We start from the raw sequence: 16,490 nt of genomic DNA, 5'->3' as shown, positions 1-16,490 counted from the left end.
CGTGCCTGCGTGGATGGACCAGACTCGGCATCGATGGAGACCGAGCTGCTCTACCTGCGCGACGCCCACCTGCGGACCTTCGAGGCCAGCGTGACCGACGTGGACGCCGACGGCGGTCGTGTGGCGCTGGACCGGACCGCCTTCTACCCGACCGGGGGCGGCCAACCCCACGACACCGGCACGCTCGAGACGCCCTCCGGCCACCGGACGGTCACCTCCGTGCGCAAGGAGGGAACCGTCGTGTGGCATGCGCTCGAGGGTGGTGACCTGCCTGCGGTCGGCGACCCGGTCACCGGCCAGCTCGACTGGCAGCGCCGCCACGACCTCATGCGCACGCACACCGCGCTCCACGTGCTGTGCGGGGTGATCTGGAACGAGTGGGGCGTGCCCGTCACGGGCGGCAACATGGAGCCGCTGTCGGCTCGCATGGACTTCGAGTTCGATCCCCTTCCCGAGGGGTTCAAGGAGCGGGTCGAGGACCTGGTGAACATCGAGCTCGCCGCCGACCGCCCCATCGAGGTCACGTTCCTGCCCCGCTCCGTGGCGGTGCAGGACGAGGACCTCATCCGGACCAAGGTGAACCTCATCCCGGAGTCCGTGCCGGAGATCCGCGTCGTGGACATCGTCGGCCTCGACAAGCAGGCCGACGGCGGCACCCACGTCGCGCACACGGGTGAGGTCGGGCGCATCCGGATCACGAAGACCGAGTCCAAGGGCAAGGGCAACAAGCGCATCCGCCTCGAGGTGGTCGACGCGCCCTGAGCGGCGCGACCCGTCGCTCAAGCGTCGCGGCGGTACTTGGCCTCGGCCAGGCTGAAGAGACCGAAGGCCAGCAGGCCGACGGCGACCGCGAGCAGCAGGAGCTGGCCCCAGCTCTGGCCGGAGATCTCCTGGAGGGCGCCGGACAGCCCCTTGGTCTCACCGGGCTCGTGGGTCAGGCCCGCCTGGACCAGGAACCAGCCGATGACGAGGAAGATCGCCGAGCGAGCGGCGTAGCCGCCCCGCCCGAGCTTCTCGACCCAGTCCTCGCTCGTCGAGAGCCGCTGGAGGAACTCCTCGTCCATCACGTGCTTCTTGAACATGTAGATGGCGTACCCGATGATGCCGAGCCCGACCGCCGTGACGATCCACTGGCCGGCCGGCCACTCGAGGACCGTTGCCGTGGCCTGCTGGCTGCCGCTGTCACCGGAGCCGCCGCCCGAGCCGCCGCCGGACCCGTTCCAGTTCGAGACGGTCGTGGTGAGCGCACCGATGGCGAGCCCGAGGTACACGACGCCCTTGATGGCGAACTCGGCGCGATCCGTGGCCTCGGAGCCCTCCACCGGGTCACCGACGGCTGCATCCAGCAGCCGCCACCCGGCGAGGGCGAAGAGCGAGACCGTGAGGGCGACGAGCAGGAACTTGCCGAGGGGCTGGCCGGCGATCCACTCGATCGCTCCGCTGCTCGAGGCGTCCTGGCCGGCGTCACCGAGGGCGAGCTGGATGGCGAGGAGGCCGATCACGGAGTACATGACGCCCCGGCCGACCAGGCCGACCCGGCCCATGGTCTCCTTCCAGTCGCCGTTCGCTGCGCTCCTCGCCCGGGCAGTGGTCTGGTGTGCGTTCGTCATCGGTGTCCCCGTCCGCTGGTGTCGTCAGGGCCTCTGTCTCCAGCCGCAGGAGCATCGAGACCCCGCAGCGGTCACGACCGGCTGGCCCTGACCTGCGCCGAGTGCGTGAACGTGATGAGGAACAGCCCGCCGACGACGTTGCCGAGGGTCGCCAGACCCAGGTTCTGGGCCGTGTCGGCGTAGCCGACGGTGTCGGACTCCCAGACCCCGAACAGCAGGTGGAGCACCGACACGACGACGTGGTCGAACGGGCCGAGGGCGAGCAGGAACCCGACAGCGAAGGACACGAGGATCCGGGCGGTCACGGTGCCGGAAGCCGCGAGCATGTACGAGAGCAGCGTGACCAGGGCCCCGGCCAGGATCGACCGCACGATCGTGGCCTCCCAGGACTTGGCGGCGATGTCCTCGGCCACCCGGACCAGCGTCTCGGACGAGCCATCCGGCAGCGCGCCCTCGACGGTGAGCAGGGCCACGAGCACGCCGCCCCCGACGAGGTTCAGGCCGAGGGTCGACGTCCACAACCTCGCCAGCCGTCCCCACAGCGGCTCGTCGTCGGCGTCGAGCGCTGCCGCGACGGGATCGAAGAAGTTCTCCGAGAACAGCTCGGTCCGGCCGACGACGAGGAAGACCACGCCGATGCCGAACGCCAGGGCACCGGCGAGCGCGGCGATGCCGTGCCCGAGCTCGGGCTCGACCAGGGCTTCGGTGATGCCGAGCGCGACGATGCCGAAGACGATGGTGACGCCGGCGATGAAGCCGGTGGCGATCTGCTCCAGCAGCGGCATCGACAGGCGTCGACGGCCTTCCTCCTCTGCTCGTTCGTAGATGGCCTCCGGGGTCGGCGCGGCGCTCATGGGCGGTTCTTGCCCACATCGCCGGGTGACGAGGTGTCGATCGGGACCCGCACGCGGAACGACGTCGGATCCCGGCGCACGAGGTCGAGGGTCCCGCCGTCGGCCTCGGCGAGCGTCCGAGCGAGGGCGAGGCCGAGTCCGTGCCCTCGACCGTCGACCCGACGAGCGAAGATCTCGGTCTCGCCCTCGATGCCGCGCCCCTCGTCGCGCACGATGATCTCGGCGTGGTCCCCGGCCCGAGCGACGTGGACCAGCACGGTGCCCGTGCCGTGGTGGTGGGCGTTGTCGAGGAGGACGTCGAGCACCTGTCCCATGCCGCCCGGTGAGACCAGCGCGACCACCCCCCGGTCTCCGGCGAGCTCGATCCGGCGGTCGGCAGCCGAGAAGCGATCCCTCCAGTCCTCGACGTGCTCGCCCGCGAGGGTGCGCAGGTCCACGGGCCGCTGCTCGCCGGCCCGTCCCGTGCGAGCGAGCAGCAGGAGCTCCTCCACCGTGGTGAGCAGGCGGTCGCCCTGACCGAGCGCGGCCCGCGCCTCGTCCCGCACCTCCGGGTCCTCGTGCTCGCTCAGGTGCTCGAGGCGCAGCAGGAGCCCGGTGAGGGCGCTGCGCAGCTGGTGGCTGGCGTTCGCCGAGAAGGACCGCTCTGCCTTGACGAGACCGGCGATGCGGGTCGCCGTGTCGTCGAGGGCGACCGCGATCGCATCGATCTCGGGCAGCCCGGCGCGAGGTGCGGCTGCGGTGAAGTCGCCCGCCCCGATCCGCTCGGCCTGGCGCTGGAGCCGCAGGAGCGGCCGGCCGAGGCGGCGGGACTGGACGAGCGCCAGCACCACGGCGGCGGCGATGCCGAAGATCGCCAGGGAGGCCAGTGCTGCCCACGAGCGGCGGATCTCGCGGCGGACGTCGTCGTCGGAGATCGTGAGCTGGATCTGCGTGCCCACCGGGCCGGGAGCGGTGACGGTGTACGCCGTGCCTTCGACGCCGCCGCCGGTGATCGTGCGGCCGCTGCTGGTGACGAGGGTGAGCCGCTCCTGCTCGCCGACGATCGCCTCCAGCAGGGCCGGGGTCGGCACCCGGCCGGAGACCAGCGCCGGCTCCAGCGCCAGGCCGACGCTCACCGCTTGGCGTTCCGCTTGCGACCGCGCCGTCTCGTAGGCCAGCCGGTCCAGCAGCGCCCCCATCGGGATGCCGAGCAGGAGGGCGACGAGGACTGCGATGCCGACGGTCGAGAGCAGCAGGCGCGACCGCATCAGGGCTCGAAGCGGAAGCCCACGCTGCGCACGGTGGTGAGCAGCCGGGGCTGGCCGGGGTCGTCGCCGAGCTTGCGGCGGAGCGCGGAGATGTGGACGTCCAGGGTGCGGGACGAGCCGTACCAGCCCGGCCCCCACACCGCCTCCATGATCTCGTCGCGGGGGACGGCTCGCCCGGCCTCCCGAACGAGGAGCGCGAGCAGGGCGAACTCGGTTGGTGTGAGGTCGAGCTCCCGGTCACCGTGGAAGGCCCGATGGGCGCTGTGGTCAACCCGGACGTCGCGTGCGACCGAGGTGGCGGGCACCGTCGGTTCGGCCGCCTCCCGCAGACGGGCGCGCACCCGGGCCAGGAGCTCGGCGAGGCGGAACGGCTTGGTCACGTAGTCGTCGGCGCCGGCGTCGAGGCCCACCACCAGGTCGAGCTCGTCGGTTCGGGCGGTGAGCATGAGGATCTGCACGTCGTTGCCCGCAGCCCGCACCTCACGACACACGTCGAGGCCGTCGTGGTCGGGCAGGGTCAGGTCGAGGATCACCAGGTCGATGCCGCCGCCGGCCACCCGCTCGACCGCCGGCACCCCGCCGCCGACGTGCTCGACGTCGTATCCCTGTGCCTCGAGCGCCCGGACCAGCGGCACGGCGATCGCATCGTCGTCCTCGACCACGAGTAGGCGGCTCACGGCCGGAGGGTACCGGCCGATCGCCTTTGCAGAACCTTGACAGAAGCCTCGCGTGGCGCGGGGCGGCGGCTGCGGGCCCCGTTCCTAGCGTTCCAGACATGACCTCACCACGCCTCCTCTCGACCCTGCTCGCCGGCGCGGTCGCCGGCGCAGCCGTGGCGGCGCCGATCACGTTGCTCCTCGACGAACAGTCGACGCAGGCGCCTCCTGCGGCGGCCACGACATCATCGGACGCCGATGCCACCCCCGTGTCGGCACCGGCCGGCAGCGGGCTGGACGTGAACGCCGTCCTCGAGGAGGCGCGACCTGCGGTCGTCGCCATCCGCACGCAGGTGGTCCGGCCGTCGTCGACGGGCCTCCAGCGTGGCGAGGGCGCAGGCAGCGGCTTCGTGATCGACCCCGCCGGCACCATCGTCACCAACAGCCACGTCGTGGAGGGTGCCCGGTCCATCTCCGTCGAGCTGGACGACGGGACCGAGCTCGACGCCGAGCTGGTCGCGCGGGACCCCTCCCGGGACCTGGCCGTGCTCTCCGTGGAGGGCGGTGAGCTGCCCGCCCTCGAGATCGGCGACTCCGACGCCCTCGGCGTCGGCGACCCGGTGGTGGCCATCGGCAACGCGCTGGGTCTCGAGGGTGACCTCACGGTCACGACCGGCATCGTGTCGGCCAAGGACCGCGACGTGCCGGTGACCCGCGAGATCACGCTGCGGGGCACCATCCAGACCGACGCAGCGATCAACCCCGGCAACTCCGGGGGACCGCTGGTCGACCGGCAGGGACGTGTGGTCGGGATCAACAGCGCCGGGGCCCGAGGCGCTCAGTCGGTGGGCTTCGCCATCCCCATCAGCGACGCCATGCCGGTGATCGAGGCGCTCGCTCGCGGTGAGGTCCCGACCCGGCCGTTCCTCGGCGTGCAGACCGCCGACCTCACCGACGAGGTGCGTGCCGAGACCGGCGTCGAGCGAGAGGACGGTGCCCTCGTCATGGACGTGACGGCCGGCTCCGGCGCCGAGAACGCCGGCATCCGGCCCGGCGACGTCATCGTCGGTGTCGACGGACGCGACGTCGAGACCTCCGCCGACCTCGGCGATGCGGTCGTCGAGACCGGCGCCGGCGAGGAGGTCGAGATCGAGATCGATCGTGGAGGGCGGACGGCGACCGTCACCGCCGTCATCGGGTCTCGACCCGGCTCCGTCGCCTGAGCGCCGTCCAGGGCATGGCACATGGCCCCCGTGGTTACGGAGCGTTCATCGACGATCGCGTCGAGCCGATGGGCCCAGTCAGCCCAGAGACGGGGAAGAGATGACCACCACGACGAGCGCACCCGGCGACGACCGGTCGGCGCGACTCGGTCTCGCGACCCTTGACGATGACCGGGCCACCGAGGTCTCGTGCGTCGGCGGCAAGGCCGCAGCGCTCGCCAACGCGCGAGCTGCAGGCCTGCAGACCTTGCCCGGGGTGGTGCTCACCACCGCGTTCTGCGAGGACGTCGACGGTGGTGCACCGGTCGAGGGGCACCCCGACGTGGCTCGTGCCTGTGCGGAGACGGCGGACTGGTCGAAGGGTGCCGTCGCCCGATCGTCGTCCGTCGTCGAGGACATGGGCGACAGCTCGCAGGCCGGTCAGTTCGAGTCCGTGATCGGCATCGACGGTCTGGAGGAGCTGACCGACGCCGTGCAGGTGGTGCTGGACTCTCGGGAGCGGGCCGATGCCACCGATCACCTGATCGCCGTGCTCATCCAGCCCTTCGTGGAGCCCCGCTTCGGCGGTGTGCTGTTCGGCGTCGATCCCGTCACCGGCCGACCCGATCGGTGCGTCGTCACCGCTGTGGAGGGTCAGCCCGACCCCCTCGTGAGCGGCGAGGTCGAGGGTTCCCGGTACGTGCTCGAGTCCGACGGCTCCGTCGTGCGGTTCGAGGCCGGTGACGGCCCCGAGCTGCCCTCGGACCTGCTCGAGCAGCTCGTCGGCATGAGCGACCGGGTCGGCGAGGTGTTCGGGGAGCCACAGGACGTCGAGTGGGCCGTGGTCGACGGACAGCTGCTCCTGCTGCAGTCCCGGCCGGTCACGTCCGAGATCCGGGGCATCCCGCACGGTCCGCTCTACGGGCCAGGCCCCGTCGCCGAGACGTTCCCGGACCCGCTCTCGACGCTCGAGGCCGACCTCTGGATACCGCCGCTCGACGCCGGCGTCCGCGAGGCGCTGCGACTCGGCGGTGCCGTCCCCGACTCCGCCCTGGAAGGCCCCGACCTGGTCGTCGCGGTCGACGGGTACGCCGCCATCGACCTCGAGCGGACGGGAGAGTCCGAGGACGCCGGCTCGGGTGGAGGACTCGGTGTCATGCGCCGCATCCGCCGGCTGCGTTCAGCGTGGCGGATCGGTCGCCTGCGCAGCGCCCTGCCCGCCCTCGGCGAGCGCGTCGTCCACCGGGTCGACGAGGACCTCGTCGGGTTGCCGCCGCTGGACGTCGTCACCGATCGCCAGCTGGTCGCGCTGCTCGGCCGATCCGCAGAGGCGCTGCGCTCCCTGCACGCGCACGAGGTCCTGATGGGCATGCTCACCGACACCTCCGAGATCCGTCTCACCGGCGCCTCCGTTGCCATGCGGGTCCTCACCGAGGCCAGGGCCGATGGACGCAACGAGGCAGAGATCCTCGGCCGCAGCCCCGTCGTGCTCGCCCTGACGGGTCCCAAGATCTGCCGTCAGCCGCAGCTGCCCGATGAGTCGGTCACCCCTGACCTCGCCCCGAGCCCGCGTTCCCGTCGCGACGACGAGCCGAAGGAGGACCGGGACGCAGGCATCGTCCGCGAGGCGCTGCGCCTCCGCGTCCGCTGGGTGCAGGAGCTCGAGGCCAGGGCGGCATGGGAGCTCGGAGAGCGGCTCACTCGCGCCGGTCGGCTGCCTGCTCCGGAGCTCGTGCGGCACCTGTCCCTCGAAGACCTCGCCGCCGTCATCGCCCGGCGGGGTGACGTCGTCACCGACGTGCTGTGCCACCGGGCTGAATGCGGCCCTGAGCCCTCACCGCTGCCGGCCCGCTTCCGGATCTCCGATCTGGGTCGTCCTGTCCCCGAGCGCGGGGACGGCGGCGCCAGCGGTGGGACCGGCGCGGGCGGTGGCCAGGGAACCGGCGTCGTCACCCACGACCTCGATGACCCGCCCGAAGGCGCCGTCCTGGTCGTCACCTCCCTCAACCCGGCCATCGGGCCGATGCTCGGACGCCTGAACGGGGTGGTCGCCGAGACCGGCAGCGTGCTGGCCCACCTGGCGATCCTCGCCCGTGAGGCGGGTGTGGCGACGGTCGTCGGCTTCCAGGGCGCCGTCGAGGAGCTCGAGGAAGGCCAGGAGGTCACGGTCGACGGCAGCACCGGTGAGGTGACGGCCGTCGGCGATGGCGATGGCGACGAATCCGAGATGGAGGACGGCTCGTGAAGAAGCTGATGTGGTTGTTCGCGCTCGGGACCTTCCTGGCGGCCGGGGTCTACTCGGTCATCTCGCTCAACCGGTGGGAGTGGTCCAGGGCCCTGTACTTCGGTCTCGTCGTCCTCGTCGCCGAGGTCGGGTTGGCCACGGGACTCGTCCTGAGAAAGCTCGACCAGCAGGCCGAAGCCGATACCGACGCCGGCGAGCGGGATGAGATCCGAGACGTCCTGCGGGGCTCGCGCGTCTCGAGGGACCGGTTCCGCTGGCTCGCCCCCGAGAGGGCGGCCTCGCGGTCGAACGTCTTCATCACGATGGTGGTCAGCGGTGGCATCCTGCTGTCGGGGTTGGCGTGGCTGCTCGACAAGGTCGCGGCCAACACCACGACGTCGCTCCAGGAAGGCCGTCTCGCCGGCGACCTCACGAGGATCGCCTACCCGAGCGACGGCCTCCTGCCCGACGAGGTCACGGTGCTGGCGCAGCAGCTCCCCGACCTGGACGACCCCCAGCTGCGCATGCTCCTCGGGAGCGATCGCTGATGCGCTCGCCGGCCCGCATCATGGTGGCGCTGGTGGCGGTGGCGCTGATCGCCGGTGGCGTCTGGCAGCTGCGGTCGGCGACGATGTCGACCCACGTCGTCACGGATCCCGACTCGCGCCTGGCGGTCACCCTCGACGCAGAGGCCCGCCAGTCAGAGCCCGGGCAGTCCCTCGACGAGATGGTGGCGGCCAAGGTCGGGACATGCCGGCTGGAGGTGGCCACGTCCGACCCCGTCGGGCCCCTCGAGCGCGGATCCGACGGCAGGTTCCGCCTGATCCTGCAGCCGAGCCTGGACGACACCGACCGCGTCCAGTTCCGTGGCTGCATGGAGGACTGGAACGTCGACCACCTGCTGGTGGACGTCGTCGAGATGCGGGAGGTGGCCGACCGCGGATGACGGACCGGTCGCTCACCCGACGCCAGCTGCTGGCCGGTGGTCTCGGCCTGGTCGCATCCGCCGCCACCGCGGGGGGCGTCTACAAGGCGCTCGAGCAGTTCGGACGTGAGGATCTGATCCCGGGCCGGGCGACAGAGATCGCGCTGGAGCCGAACCGCTGGCGGGTCACCGAGGACAAGCTCTCGTTCGCCGTCCTGGGGGACAACGGCAGCGGCGGCCAGCAGGCGATGGCCGTCGCCGAACGGCTCGCGCTGTCCTATCGCGAGCAGCCCTTCGGCCTCGTCTCGCTCCTCGGGGACATCTGCTACTACGGCCACATCTCCGAGCGCTTCGACGACGTGTTCGTGAAGCCGATGAAGCCACTGATCGACGCAGGGGTGGAGTTCGAGCTCGCCGTGGGCAACCACGATGGTGAGCTGTTCTGGCGAGAAGGCGTGCCCGACGTGGAGGCCACGCTCGAGCTGCTCGGCACACCCGCCCGCTACTACTCCGTGGCTCGAGGGCCGGCCGAGCTGTTCTACCTCGATTCGGGCCCCCTGGGGCTCCTCGGGCCCGACGGCGAGGCGCAGCTCGAGTGGCTCGACGCTGCGCTTGCGGCGAGCACCCGACGGTGGAGGATCGTGTGCTCCCACCACCCGATGTACTCCTCGGGCGTGCACGGGCCGTGGCCCGGCTTGCGCCAGCGCCTGGAACCGGTCCTCGTGCGCCACCACGTCGACCTCGTCCTGACCGGGCACGACCACCACTACGAGCGGACGCACCCGATGAACGGCATCACCCACGTGGTCAGCGGAGGCGGCTGCAAGCTGACGCCGGTCGATCCCCGGCCGTACACCGCCTACGCCGACTCCGTCCTGCAGTTCCTGCGCATCGAGATCGATGGCGATCGGCTCACGGGTCGGGCGATCGGCGTGGACGGTGTCGCCTTCGACCGGTTCGAGCTTCGGGCACGTGAGCGTCGATGAGGCGCCAGGCGCTCACGGTCGCGCTCGTCGCGTTCGCCACGCTCCACGTCGTCGTCGCCGCTGCCCCCGCCATCGTCCTGGCCGCCGTCGCTCGCAAGGGCGGTCTGACCGGCGCGCACGGCCTCGACCTGGTCGCTGCGAGCGTCGTGCTGGGGGCGCTGCACGGGTCCATCGTGTGGCGTCGGTTGCGCACCGAGCGCCGCTCGGGCGTGCGGTTCGTCGATGCGTGGATCGCCGAGCTCCACGCCCTCGTGGTCCTGGCTGCGTCGGTCACCGCCCTGCTCTTCCTCGTGCTCGGAGGGTTCGCCCCCGAGCACGCCGCCATCGTCAACCGGGGCTGGGAGGTGGTGTGGCTGTGGGTGGGCGTGCTCGTGGCTGCCATCGCCCTCGCTGAGCTCAGCCGATCGGCCGTCCTGGGGTGGTTGCAGCGGGACGTTCCGAGCGACCGACCCCGTCGGCAAAGGCGAGCGACCCCCCTACGGTGAAGGACACGGCCCGCCTGACCGACGAGCGCTGGGTCCGCGAGGACGGGGAGTGGAAGTGGGACAACTGCTGAGCGCAGCGAGGTCAGCACGCCGTGCCCGAAGGCACCCCCGACGTCCGCGGACTGCTCACCGACATGGCCGACCTGGTCCTGGCCGCCTCCTCCTGACGATCCCGCGTCCGTCGCCCGGTACCCTCGCCGCCATGCGGCCCCACGGTCACCATGCGGCGCTCCGGGTCGTCGACGCGTGAGCGGCCCCGTCACCGCCGCCGACGAGGCACCGGCCGAGGGGGCGTGCGGCGAGACGTCGCCCCAGATCGAGCTGACGTCGAGCGCCGAGGCCGAGGTCGGTCGGTTCCGGGTGCGTCGGGCGCTGCCCCGGCGAGCCCGTCGCACGGTCGGGGCCTGGTGCTTCGCCGACCACATGGGCCCGGCTGCCGTGACCGAGGAACGGGGCTTGGACGTCGGCCCGCACCCGCACATCGGCCTCCAGACCGTGACGTGGCTCATCAGCGGCGAGGCCCTCCACCGGGACTCCCTCGGCTCCGAGCAGGTCATCGCTCCCGGGCAGCTGAACCTGATGACCGCTGGGCACGGCATCGCCCACAGCGAGGAGGCCACCGGCCGCTACGCCGGTGAGCTGCAGGGCATCCAGCTGTGGGTGGCCCAGCCCGAGGTCACCCGTCACGGCGCCCCCGCGTTCGAGCACCATGGCGACCTGCCCCGCGTCGACGTCGGCGCCGGCACCGCAACCGTGCTCGTCGGCGAGCTGGACGGCACGCGCTCGCCAGCCCGTCGCGACACCGACCACCTGGGGGTCGACCTCGAACTGGGGGCCGGGCAGACCGACCTCACGCTCATCCCGACCCACGAGCACGGCATCGTCGTGCTGGAGGGCCGGCTGACCGTCGAAGGCCACGAGGTCGAGCCCGGGATGCTCGCCTACCTGGGCGTCGGGCACGACGGGTGCAGCATCACCACCGAAGGGCCGACCCGGGCGATGCTGCTCGGCGGCACGCCCTTCGAGGACGAGCTCGTCATGTGGTGGAACTACGTGGGCCGGTCCCGCGAGGAGATCATCGAGGCCCACCGGGCCTGGACCGCCCAGGACACCGACCGCTTCGGTTCCGTTGGGTCGCCGTTGCCGCGCATCGACACCGGACCGCCGCCGTGGGGTCGCACCGATGGGTGATCTGGCCGCACTCCGCGAGCAGCTCCTCGGGCTCGGCGAGGTGGTCGTCGCCTTCTCCGGTGGCGCCGACTCGTCCTTCCTCGCCTGGGTCGCCAACGACGCGCTCGGCCCGGAGCGGGTCACTGCGGTGACCGCGGTGTCGCCGTCACTGGCCGGTGCCGAGCACGACGACTGCCGCACGCTCGCCGAGGAGTGGGGACTGACCTGGCGGGAGGTGCACACCGAGGAGATGGCCAACGCCGCCTACCAGCGCAACGACATCGACCGCTGCTTCTGGTGCAAGGACGCGCTGATGGAGGCCGTCGAACCGATCGTTGCCACCGCCGGCGCCACCGTCGCCCTCGGCGTGAACCTGGACGACCTCGACGACCACCGGCCCGGCCAGGAGGCCGCCCGCCAGCGCGGTGCGGTGTTCCCGCTGGTGGACGCTGGGTTCACCAAGGACGATGTCCGAGCTGCGTCACGCGAGCTCGGGTTGCGGACGTGGGACAAGCCCGCGGCGCCGTGCCTCGCGTCGAGGCTGCCGTACGGCATCCCGGTCACCCTCGGTCGGCTCCGGTCCGTCGAGCAGGCCGAGGCCGCGCTCCGGGCGATGGGGTTCGACGAGCTGCGGGTCCGGCACCACGAGGAGCTGGCTCGCATCGAGGTGCCCGTCGACCGCATCGACGAGGTGGTGGCGCAGCGGGACGAGGTCGTCGCCGCCGTGCAGGACGCCGGCTACCGGTGGGTCACGCTGGATCTGGTCGGACTCAGATCGGGGAACCTGAACCCGAGCTGAGCACGTGGTCAGCGCAGGAAGCGTCGGACGATCGACCCGATGCCGCCGCGGCTCCGCGTCGCAGTCCCGGTCCCGCCGGTGCGGCCCATGCCGCCCCGACCAGTGGTGCGGCCACCGCCGCTGCTGAACATCCGGAAGAGCTTGCTGATGATTCGCATGGGCACGACCTACCCGGTCGTCCCTCGGCTCATCCGCGCGTCACCGGTGGATGATGTCGCCGGCGGTCCAGAGGGGGAAGGACAGGTGCTTGACGCCCAGGTGCTCCACGATCCGGCCGGTGTCGGCGAACTCGCGGTAGCAGCGGTCGGCGATCGGCTTGCCGACCATGAACACGAAGTCCGCCCACGGCAGCAGGACGGGGCCGTCGTCCACGTCGCCCTCCCGGACCACCGCCTCGATCTCGAGCGTCGGCTTGGACGGGTTGGACGGGTCGAGGCAGGCCGAGTGGTAGACGACGTGCTCGAAGACCGACATGGCGCGGATCCTCACGGCGATCGCCTCACCAGTGGATCGTCCCCGGAGCACCCTTGAACGGGCCCACGACCTTGGATGTGATCCATCCGCCGTAGAACGACCCCTCGTTGGGGTCGACGACCTCGCCGTCGACGGTGCACTCGTCCATCTGCTGCGCGTAGAAGGCGTAGTGGTCGACCAGCTCGGCGAAGCGGGGTGTCGGGTTCGGGTACGACCACACCGCGGCCTCGGCGACGGCCCGGCCCGTGTCGATGGTCCAGTAGCTGGCCTGGCCCTTCCACTCGCAGAAGGTGCGCCGGCCATCCGGCCGGAGCAGGTCCGTGCGGACGTCGGCGGCGGGCAGGTAGTACGCCGGGGGCTGGCTGGTCTCCAGCACGCGGATCGACCGGCGGGTGTCGGCGATGACCTCGCCCCCGAAGCGGACCACGACGTGGTGATCGCTGTGGTCGAGCGCAGGTGGCCGCGGGTAGTCCCACACCGACTCCTGGCCGGGACCGGGTTCGACGCGCTCGGGTTGCACGTCCGTAGGTTGACCCACATGGCCTCCGATGCCAACCCGCCCGTGGCCGCCGCCGACGAGGAGCGCCTCGCCGCCATCGCCGCCGCGCTGGCCGACCGGGTGGAAGAGGCCGTCCCCGGCTGGATCGAGGGGCTCGTGCTCGCCCGCGTTCGACAGTGGAGCGGCCACGTGAGCCCCGAGGTGGCCGCCGAGGCGGTGGTGGCCGCCGAGGACGCCCGCGCCGAGGTCGTGCCCCGGATGCGCCGGCTGCTCGAGGCCGACATCGACGACCAGACCGCCAACCCGCTCGAGCTGCTGCGCCACGCCACCCGGCACGCGCACGACGCCCTGGCCCGGATCGGCGTGCCGAGCGTGGCGCGGGACGACTTCGCACAGCGGTCGTTCCCGGGCGACTCCTACGACCTCATGCCCGCCACCTGGTCCGACATCCACCCCGACCTGCACGAGATCGGTCTCACGTGGGGGGCGGCCAAGGCGTTCGTGCACAAAGCTCGCCGGCGCGCCGAAGGCCGCACCTGACCGACCGATCAGCGGGAGGTCCAGCGCAACGAGCGGTCGATGTCCGGGTCGCGGTGCTCCGCCTCGCGGAGCACGACCGCAGTGGCCTCGGGCGTGCCGGCCCGGTGCAGCCGGGCTCCGGGGATCCGGTCGTGCAGCGCAGCGGTGAACCGCTCCGCGGCGGCCCGCGTCGCACCCACTGCGCCGGGCACGCGCCATGCCTGCTCGTCGGTGGCGACCAGCCAGCGCGGGGTCCCGAGGGGGCCGAGCGCCTCGGCGAGCGCCGCGCTCCACACCGCCGCGGCGTCATCGTCGACGCCACCGATGACGATCGATGCGCCGCCGGCCGGAGATGGCGCCGCCTGCACGCGGGCGTCCCCGAGGCCCGGCACGCCGGCCGCCACGAGCCCGGCGACCACCGCGTCTCCGAGGATCCGCGCCGTCTCGACGTCGTCGCGCCGCCGGCCAGCGGCGCGGGCACCGAGCGCGACGGCAGCGCCCACGCTGGCGGCCGCCACCGGCCACAGCGGTGGAGCGCTCAGCGCGACGATCCCGGCCAGCACGCCGCCCGTCAGCCCCAGCCCGCTTCCGATCGCCGACGAGCGCCAGCCTCGCGCCCGGGTCCGCACGGTGCGCCGAGCACCGCGGCGGCGGACGGTCACCGCGGTCGTCGCGATCCCGCCGGGATCGACCAGCGCCCACGCAGCGCGCGTCCGGTCGAGGTCGAGGGCGAACTCGCGGCTGTGTTCGTTGACCAGCTCGAGCTCACCGGGTTCGGGTTGGTGGGGGAGATCGAGGCGCGGGTGCAGCTTGCCGGGCCCGGTGCGGATCACGCCGGCAGCATCGGGACCCCACCAGTGCTCGTGGCGCCGACGCACCCGCTGCCAGTCGCCGGGTGCCCCGGGGTGGACGACGGCGATGTCCCACAGGGATGCGACCTTCTCCGGGTCGCCCCGGTGGATGCGCAGCGCTCGGCCTCGCAGCTGGGTGGTGGCTGTCGAGCTCGCGACCTCCGAGCAGTCGACGATCACGTCGATGGGGGCGTGGTCCCAGCCCTCGCCGACCAGCCCACGGGTGGCCACCAGCACCTGCGCGGCGCCGTCGTCGAGCGCCTGCTCGGCGGCCGCCAGCCACTGCGCCGGGTTCCACGAGGCGCCGTGGACGTCCAGCGCCGTAGCCCCCGGGACGTCGCACCCCACCGCTCGGACCGTCGCCCCCATGGGCCCCGCGGCCGGCGACAGCGACATCGACGCCGTGATGGCGTCGGCGTGGATCGCGTCGCACCACGCGCCGCTGCCGGTGACCGCGAGGACGCCGGCCGCGACCACATCGGGCTCCCGGCACAGCGCGGCGAGCATGCGGGTGCTGGTCCCGGCGTCCTCACCGAGCACGGCTCGCGCTTCGGCCGGGGGTGTTCCGGCCCGGTCACGCTCCACCACCACCAGTGCCCGTCCGGTCCGGCCTCGGGCTCGCAGCTCGATGGCCACGACCGACGCCGCCGCCACGGCCTTGGCGTCCGATCGCGCGCACACGACGTCGGCGACCGAGCGACCCCATCGGATGCCGCCCGTGGTGAGCGAGACGCCGTGACGTCGGGTCACCGCGCCGACCGCAGACCGGTCGTCGGCGTCGGCGGTGCTGTCGGGCCGGTGGAGCCAGCCATCGAGCAGCAGCAGCCGGTCGTGGACGTCGAGCGCGCGCTCGATGCGGGCCTCCGGAGGCGGATCGAAGCCGGCGGGCAGCGACATCCGGCGAGCGAGCCACCACCGGGCCAGTGCGGTGCCGAGCAGCGGGTCCCGGTCCCAGAACGCCGACCATGCCGCCGGGCTCGGGGTGTCGCGCTCGTCGAGGGCGGCGCCGAGGAGCCCGTGCACCGCCCACTCGCCGAAGTGCTCGCCGGCGAGGAGCTCGTCCAGCTCGGCCTCGAAGCGCTCGGTCCACCTGTCGAGGAAGGCCGCCTCGGACGGGGTGAGGGTGGTCAGGTGCACGGCGTCGCGCCAGGGTGCGACGGCGCCCTCGGCGACGAGGGCGGCCAGGTGGAGCTCGGCGTCGACCGGGCCGAGGACGCGGTGGTAGTTGGCGGCCTCCCGACTCGAGTCGGGATCGGGGAGGGTGGCGGTGAGCCCGATGACGGCCGGGTCGGCACGCTCGATCAGGGCCGCGACGACGAGCGCCCACCAGTCGAGGAGGTGGTGGCACTCGTCGAGCACGACGCAGCCGATGTCTCGGGCGACGAGGGTGTCGACGAGGTCGTGCGTGCGCGCGCCGAGCAGGTCGACCACGGGCACGCCCACGTCGTCGCCGGTCGCGAGCGCTCGACGGAGCCGACGGACGTGGCGCCGCAGCTCGTCGGCGGCCCGGCCCGGCTCGTGCTCCTCGGTGGTCGCGACCCGCTGCTCGGCGACCTCGACGCCGTGCTCCGCCGCCAGCCCGGCGACCCACAGTCGGCGGGCCGCGCCACGGAGCTCGTCGGTGGCGGCCCCGGGGTTGCCGAGCAGCTGGTAGGTGACGCTGAGCATCGGGGCCGGTTCGGACGGGTCGGACGTGGAGAACGCGGGACCGGCGCCGAACATCCGTGTCGCTTCGCACCACTGATCACGGATCGCGGTCGTGGGTGAGAGCACCAGCGTGGGGCGATCGAGCCGGCGAGCCAGCTCGAGGCCGATCAGGGTCTTGCCCGCTCCCGGCGGCGCGCACAGGTGCCAGCGCTCGTCGTCGACGTGGGTGCACAGCTCGAGCAGGTGCTGCTGGGACGGCCGCCACCGGAACTGCGGCGTCAGCTCGGCCCAGGAACCCACGAGGCGAGTCTGGCCCAGCAGTGGGTCCGCCCCGTGCCGTCG

At 72.6% G+C, this 16,490-nt stretch carries 18 protein-coding genes; 10 read left to right on the top strand and 8 right to left on the bottom strand.

The window, feature by feature from the left end; translation table 11 throughout:
• The first annotated feature begins 33 nt into the window (after positions 1 to 33).
• Positions 34 to 762, top strand: coding sequence for an alanyl-tRNA editing protein (locus tag RGQ06_RS02910; RefSeq protein ID WP_432429800.1), 729 nt, complete (start codon positions 34 to 36; stop codon positions 760 to 762).
• Between the two features lie 17 nt (positions 763 to 779).
• Here RGQ06_RS02910 and RGQ06_RS02905 read toward each other — a convergent pair whose 3' ends face one another.
• The 4 genes from RGQ06_RS02905 to RGQ06_RS02890 all read right to left on the bottom strand — a co-directional run bounded on the left by RGQ06_RS02905 (position 780) and on the right by RGQ06_RS02890 (position 4,388).
• Positions 780 to 1,610 (bottom strand): DUF1206 domain-containing protein, encoded by an 831-nt coding sequence (locus tag RGQ06_RS02905; RefSeq protein ID WP_432429799.1) that lies wholly within the window; start codon positions 1,608 to 1,610, stop codon positions 780 to 782.
• A 71-nt stretch (positions 1,611 to 1,681) separates the two neighbouring features.
• The gene (locus RGQ06_RS02900) at positions 1,682 to 2,464 is read right to left on the bottom strand and encodes a formate/nitrite transporter family protein (protein WP_432429798.1); all 783 of its coding nucleotides are present in this window, start codon (positions 2,462 to 2,464) and stop codon (positions 1,682 to 1,684) included.
• Positions 2,461 to 3,711, bottom strand: a complete 1,251-nt coding sequence (locus RGQ06_RS02895) for an ATP-binding protein (RefSeq protein WP_432429797.1) — start codon at positions 3,709 to 3,711, stop codon at positions 2,461 to 2,463. Before RGQ06_RS02895 ends, RGQ06_RS02900 begins: the two co-directional genes overlap by 4 nt.
• The gene (locus RGQ06_RS02890) at positions 3,711 to 4,388 is read right to left on the bottom strand and encodes a response regulator transcription factor (protein WP_432429796.1); all 678 of its coding nucleotides are present in this window, start codon (positions 4,386 to 4,388) and stop codon (positions 3,711 to 3,713) included. The genes RGQ06_RS02895 and RGQ06_RS02890 overlap by 1 nt, the downstream gene beginning before the upstream one ends.
• Before the next feature lie 98 nt (positions 4,389 to 4,486).
• On the opposite strand from RGQ06_RS02890, the gene RGQ06_RS02885 reads away from it, so the two are divergent.
• The 8 genes from RGQ06_RS02885 (at position 4,487) to larE (ending at position 12,158) form a co-directional block, all read left to right on the top strand.
• Positions 4,487 to 5,590 (top strand): S1C family serine protease, encoded by a 1,104-nt coding sequence (locus tag RGQ06_RS02885; RefSeq protein WP_432429795.1) that lies wholly within the window; start codon positions 4,487 to 4,489, stop codon positions 5,588 to 5,590.
• Between the two features lie 100 nt (positions 5,591 to 5,690).
• Entirely contained in the window at positions 5,691 to 7,814 is a 2,124-nt protein-coding gene (locus RGQ06_RS02880; protein WP_432429794.1) for a PEP/pyruvate-binding domain-containing protein, read from the top strand.
• Complete coding sequence (locus RGQ06_RS02875) at positions 7,811 to 8,341, top strand: hypothetical protein (protein WP_432429793.1); 531 nt, start codon at positions 7,811 to 7,813, stop codon at positions 8,339 to 8,341. Before RGQ06_RS02880 ends, RGQ06_RS02875 begins: the two co-directional genes overlap by 4 nt.
• Positions 8,341 to 8,739, top strand: a complete 399-nt coding sequence (locus RGQ06_RS02870; RefSeq protein WP_432429792.1) for a hypothetical protein — start codon at positions 8,341 to 8,343, stop codon at positions 8,737 to 8,739. Before RGQ06_RS02875 ends, RGQ06_RS02870 begins: the two co-directional genes overlap by 1 nt.
• Positions 8,736 to 9,704, top strand: coding sequence for a metallophosphoesterase family protein (locus RGQ06_RS02865; protein ID WP_432429791.1), 969 nt, complete (start codon positions 8,736 to 8,738; stop codon positions 9,702 to 9,704). The genes RGQ06_RS02870 and RGQ06_RS02865 overlap by 4 nt, the downstream gene beginning before the upstream one ends.
• Positions 9,701 to 10,189 carry a hypothetical protein gene (locus tag RGQ06_RS02860; RefSeq protein WP_432429790.1) on the top strand — a complete coding sequence of 163 codons (489 nt, stop codon included), beginning with the start codon at positions 9,701 to 9,703 and terminating at the stop codon, positions 10,187 to 10,189. Before RGQ06_RS02865 ends, RGQ06_RS02860 begins: the two co-directional genes overlap by 4 nt.
• A gap of 246 nt (positions 10,190 to 10,435) precedes the next feature.
• On the top strand, positions 10,436 to 11,380 hold the full coding sequence (locus RGQ06_RS02855; RefSeq protein ID WP_432429789.1) for a pirin family protein: 945 nt from the start codon (positions 10,436 to 10,438) through the stop codon (positions 11,378 to 11,380).
• A complete protein-coding gene (larE, locus tag RGQ06_RS02850; RefSeq protein WP_432429788.1) occupies positions 11,373 to 12,158 on the top strand; it encodes an ATP-dependent sacrificial sulfur transferase LarE in 786 nt (261 codons plus the stop codon). Before RGQ06_RS02855 ends, larE begins: the two co-directional genes overlap by 8 nt.
• Positions 12,159 to 12,166: 8 nt before the next feature.
• Here larE and RGQ06_RS02845 read toward each other — a convergent pair whose 3' ends face one another.
• The 3 genes from RGQ06_RS02845 to RGQ06_RS02835 are packed head-to-tail and all read right to left on the bottom strand — an operon-like array spanning position 12,167 to position 13,152.
• Positions 12,167 to 12,316 carry a hypothetical protein gene (locus RGQ06_RS02845; RefSeq protein WP_432429787.1) on the bottom strand — a complete coding sequence of 50 codons (150 nt, stop codon included), beginning with the start codon at positions 12,314 to 12,316 and terminating at the stop codon, positions 12,167 to 12,169.
• 40 nt (positions 12,317 to 12,356) lie between these two features.
• On the bottom strand, positions 12,357 to 12,632 hold the full coding sequence (locus RGQ06_RS02840) for a hypothetical protein (protein WP_432429786.1): 276 nt from the start codon (positions 12,630 to 12,632) through the stop codon (positions 12,357 to 12,359).
• A 25-nt stretch (positions 12,633 to 12,657) separates the two neighbouring features.
• A complete protein-coding gene (locus RGQ06_RS02835) occupies positions 12,658 to 13,152 on the bottom strand; it encodes a DUF427 domain-containing protein (RefSeq protein ID WP_432429785.1) in 495 nt (164 codons plus the stop codon).
• A gap of 18 nt (positions 13,153 to 13,170) precedes the next feature.
• Between RGQ06_RS02835 and RGQ06_RS02830 the strand changes: the two genes are divergently transcribed.
• Positions 13,171 to 13,671 (top strand): hypothetical protein, encoded by a 501-nt coding sequence (locus tag RGQ06_RS02830; protein ID WP_432429784.1) that lies wholly within the window; start codon positions 13,171 to 13,173, stop codon positions 13,669 to 13,671.
• 8 nt (positions 13,672 to 13,679) lie between these two features.
• Here the strand turns inward: RGQ06_RS02830 and RGQ06_RS02825 are convergent, their stop codons facing one another.
• On the bottom strand, positions 13,680 to 16,448 hold the full coding sequence (locus RGQ06_RS02825; RefSeq protein WP_432429783.1) for a DEAD/DEAH box helicase family protein: 2,769 nt from the start codon (positions 16,446 to 16,448) through the stop codon (positions 13,680 to 13,682).
• Positions 16,449 to 16,490: the final 42 nt, after the last annotated feature.

It is taken from the genome of Salinilacustrithrix flava (assembly GCF_041228405.1).
Lineage (GTDB): Bacteria > Actinomycetota > Acidimicrobiia > Acidimicrobiales > Salinilacustritrichaceae > Salinilacustrithrix > Salinilacustrithrix flava.
This window is presented reverse-complemented; position numbering and strand designations above follow the sequence as displayed.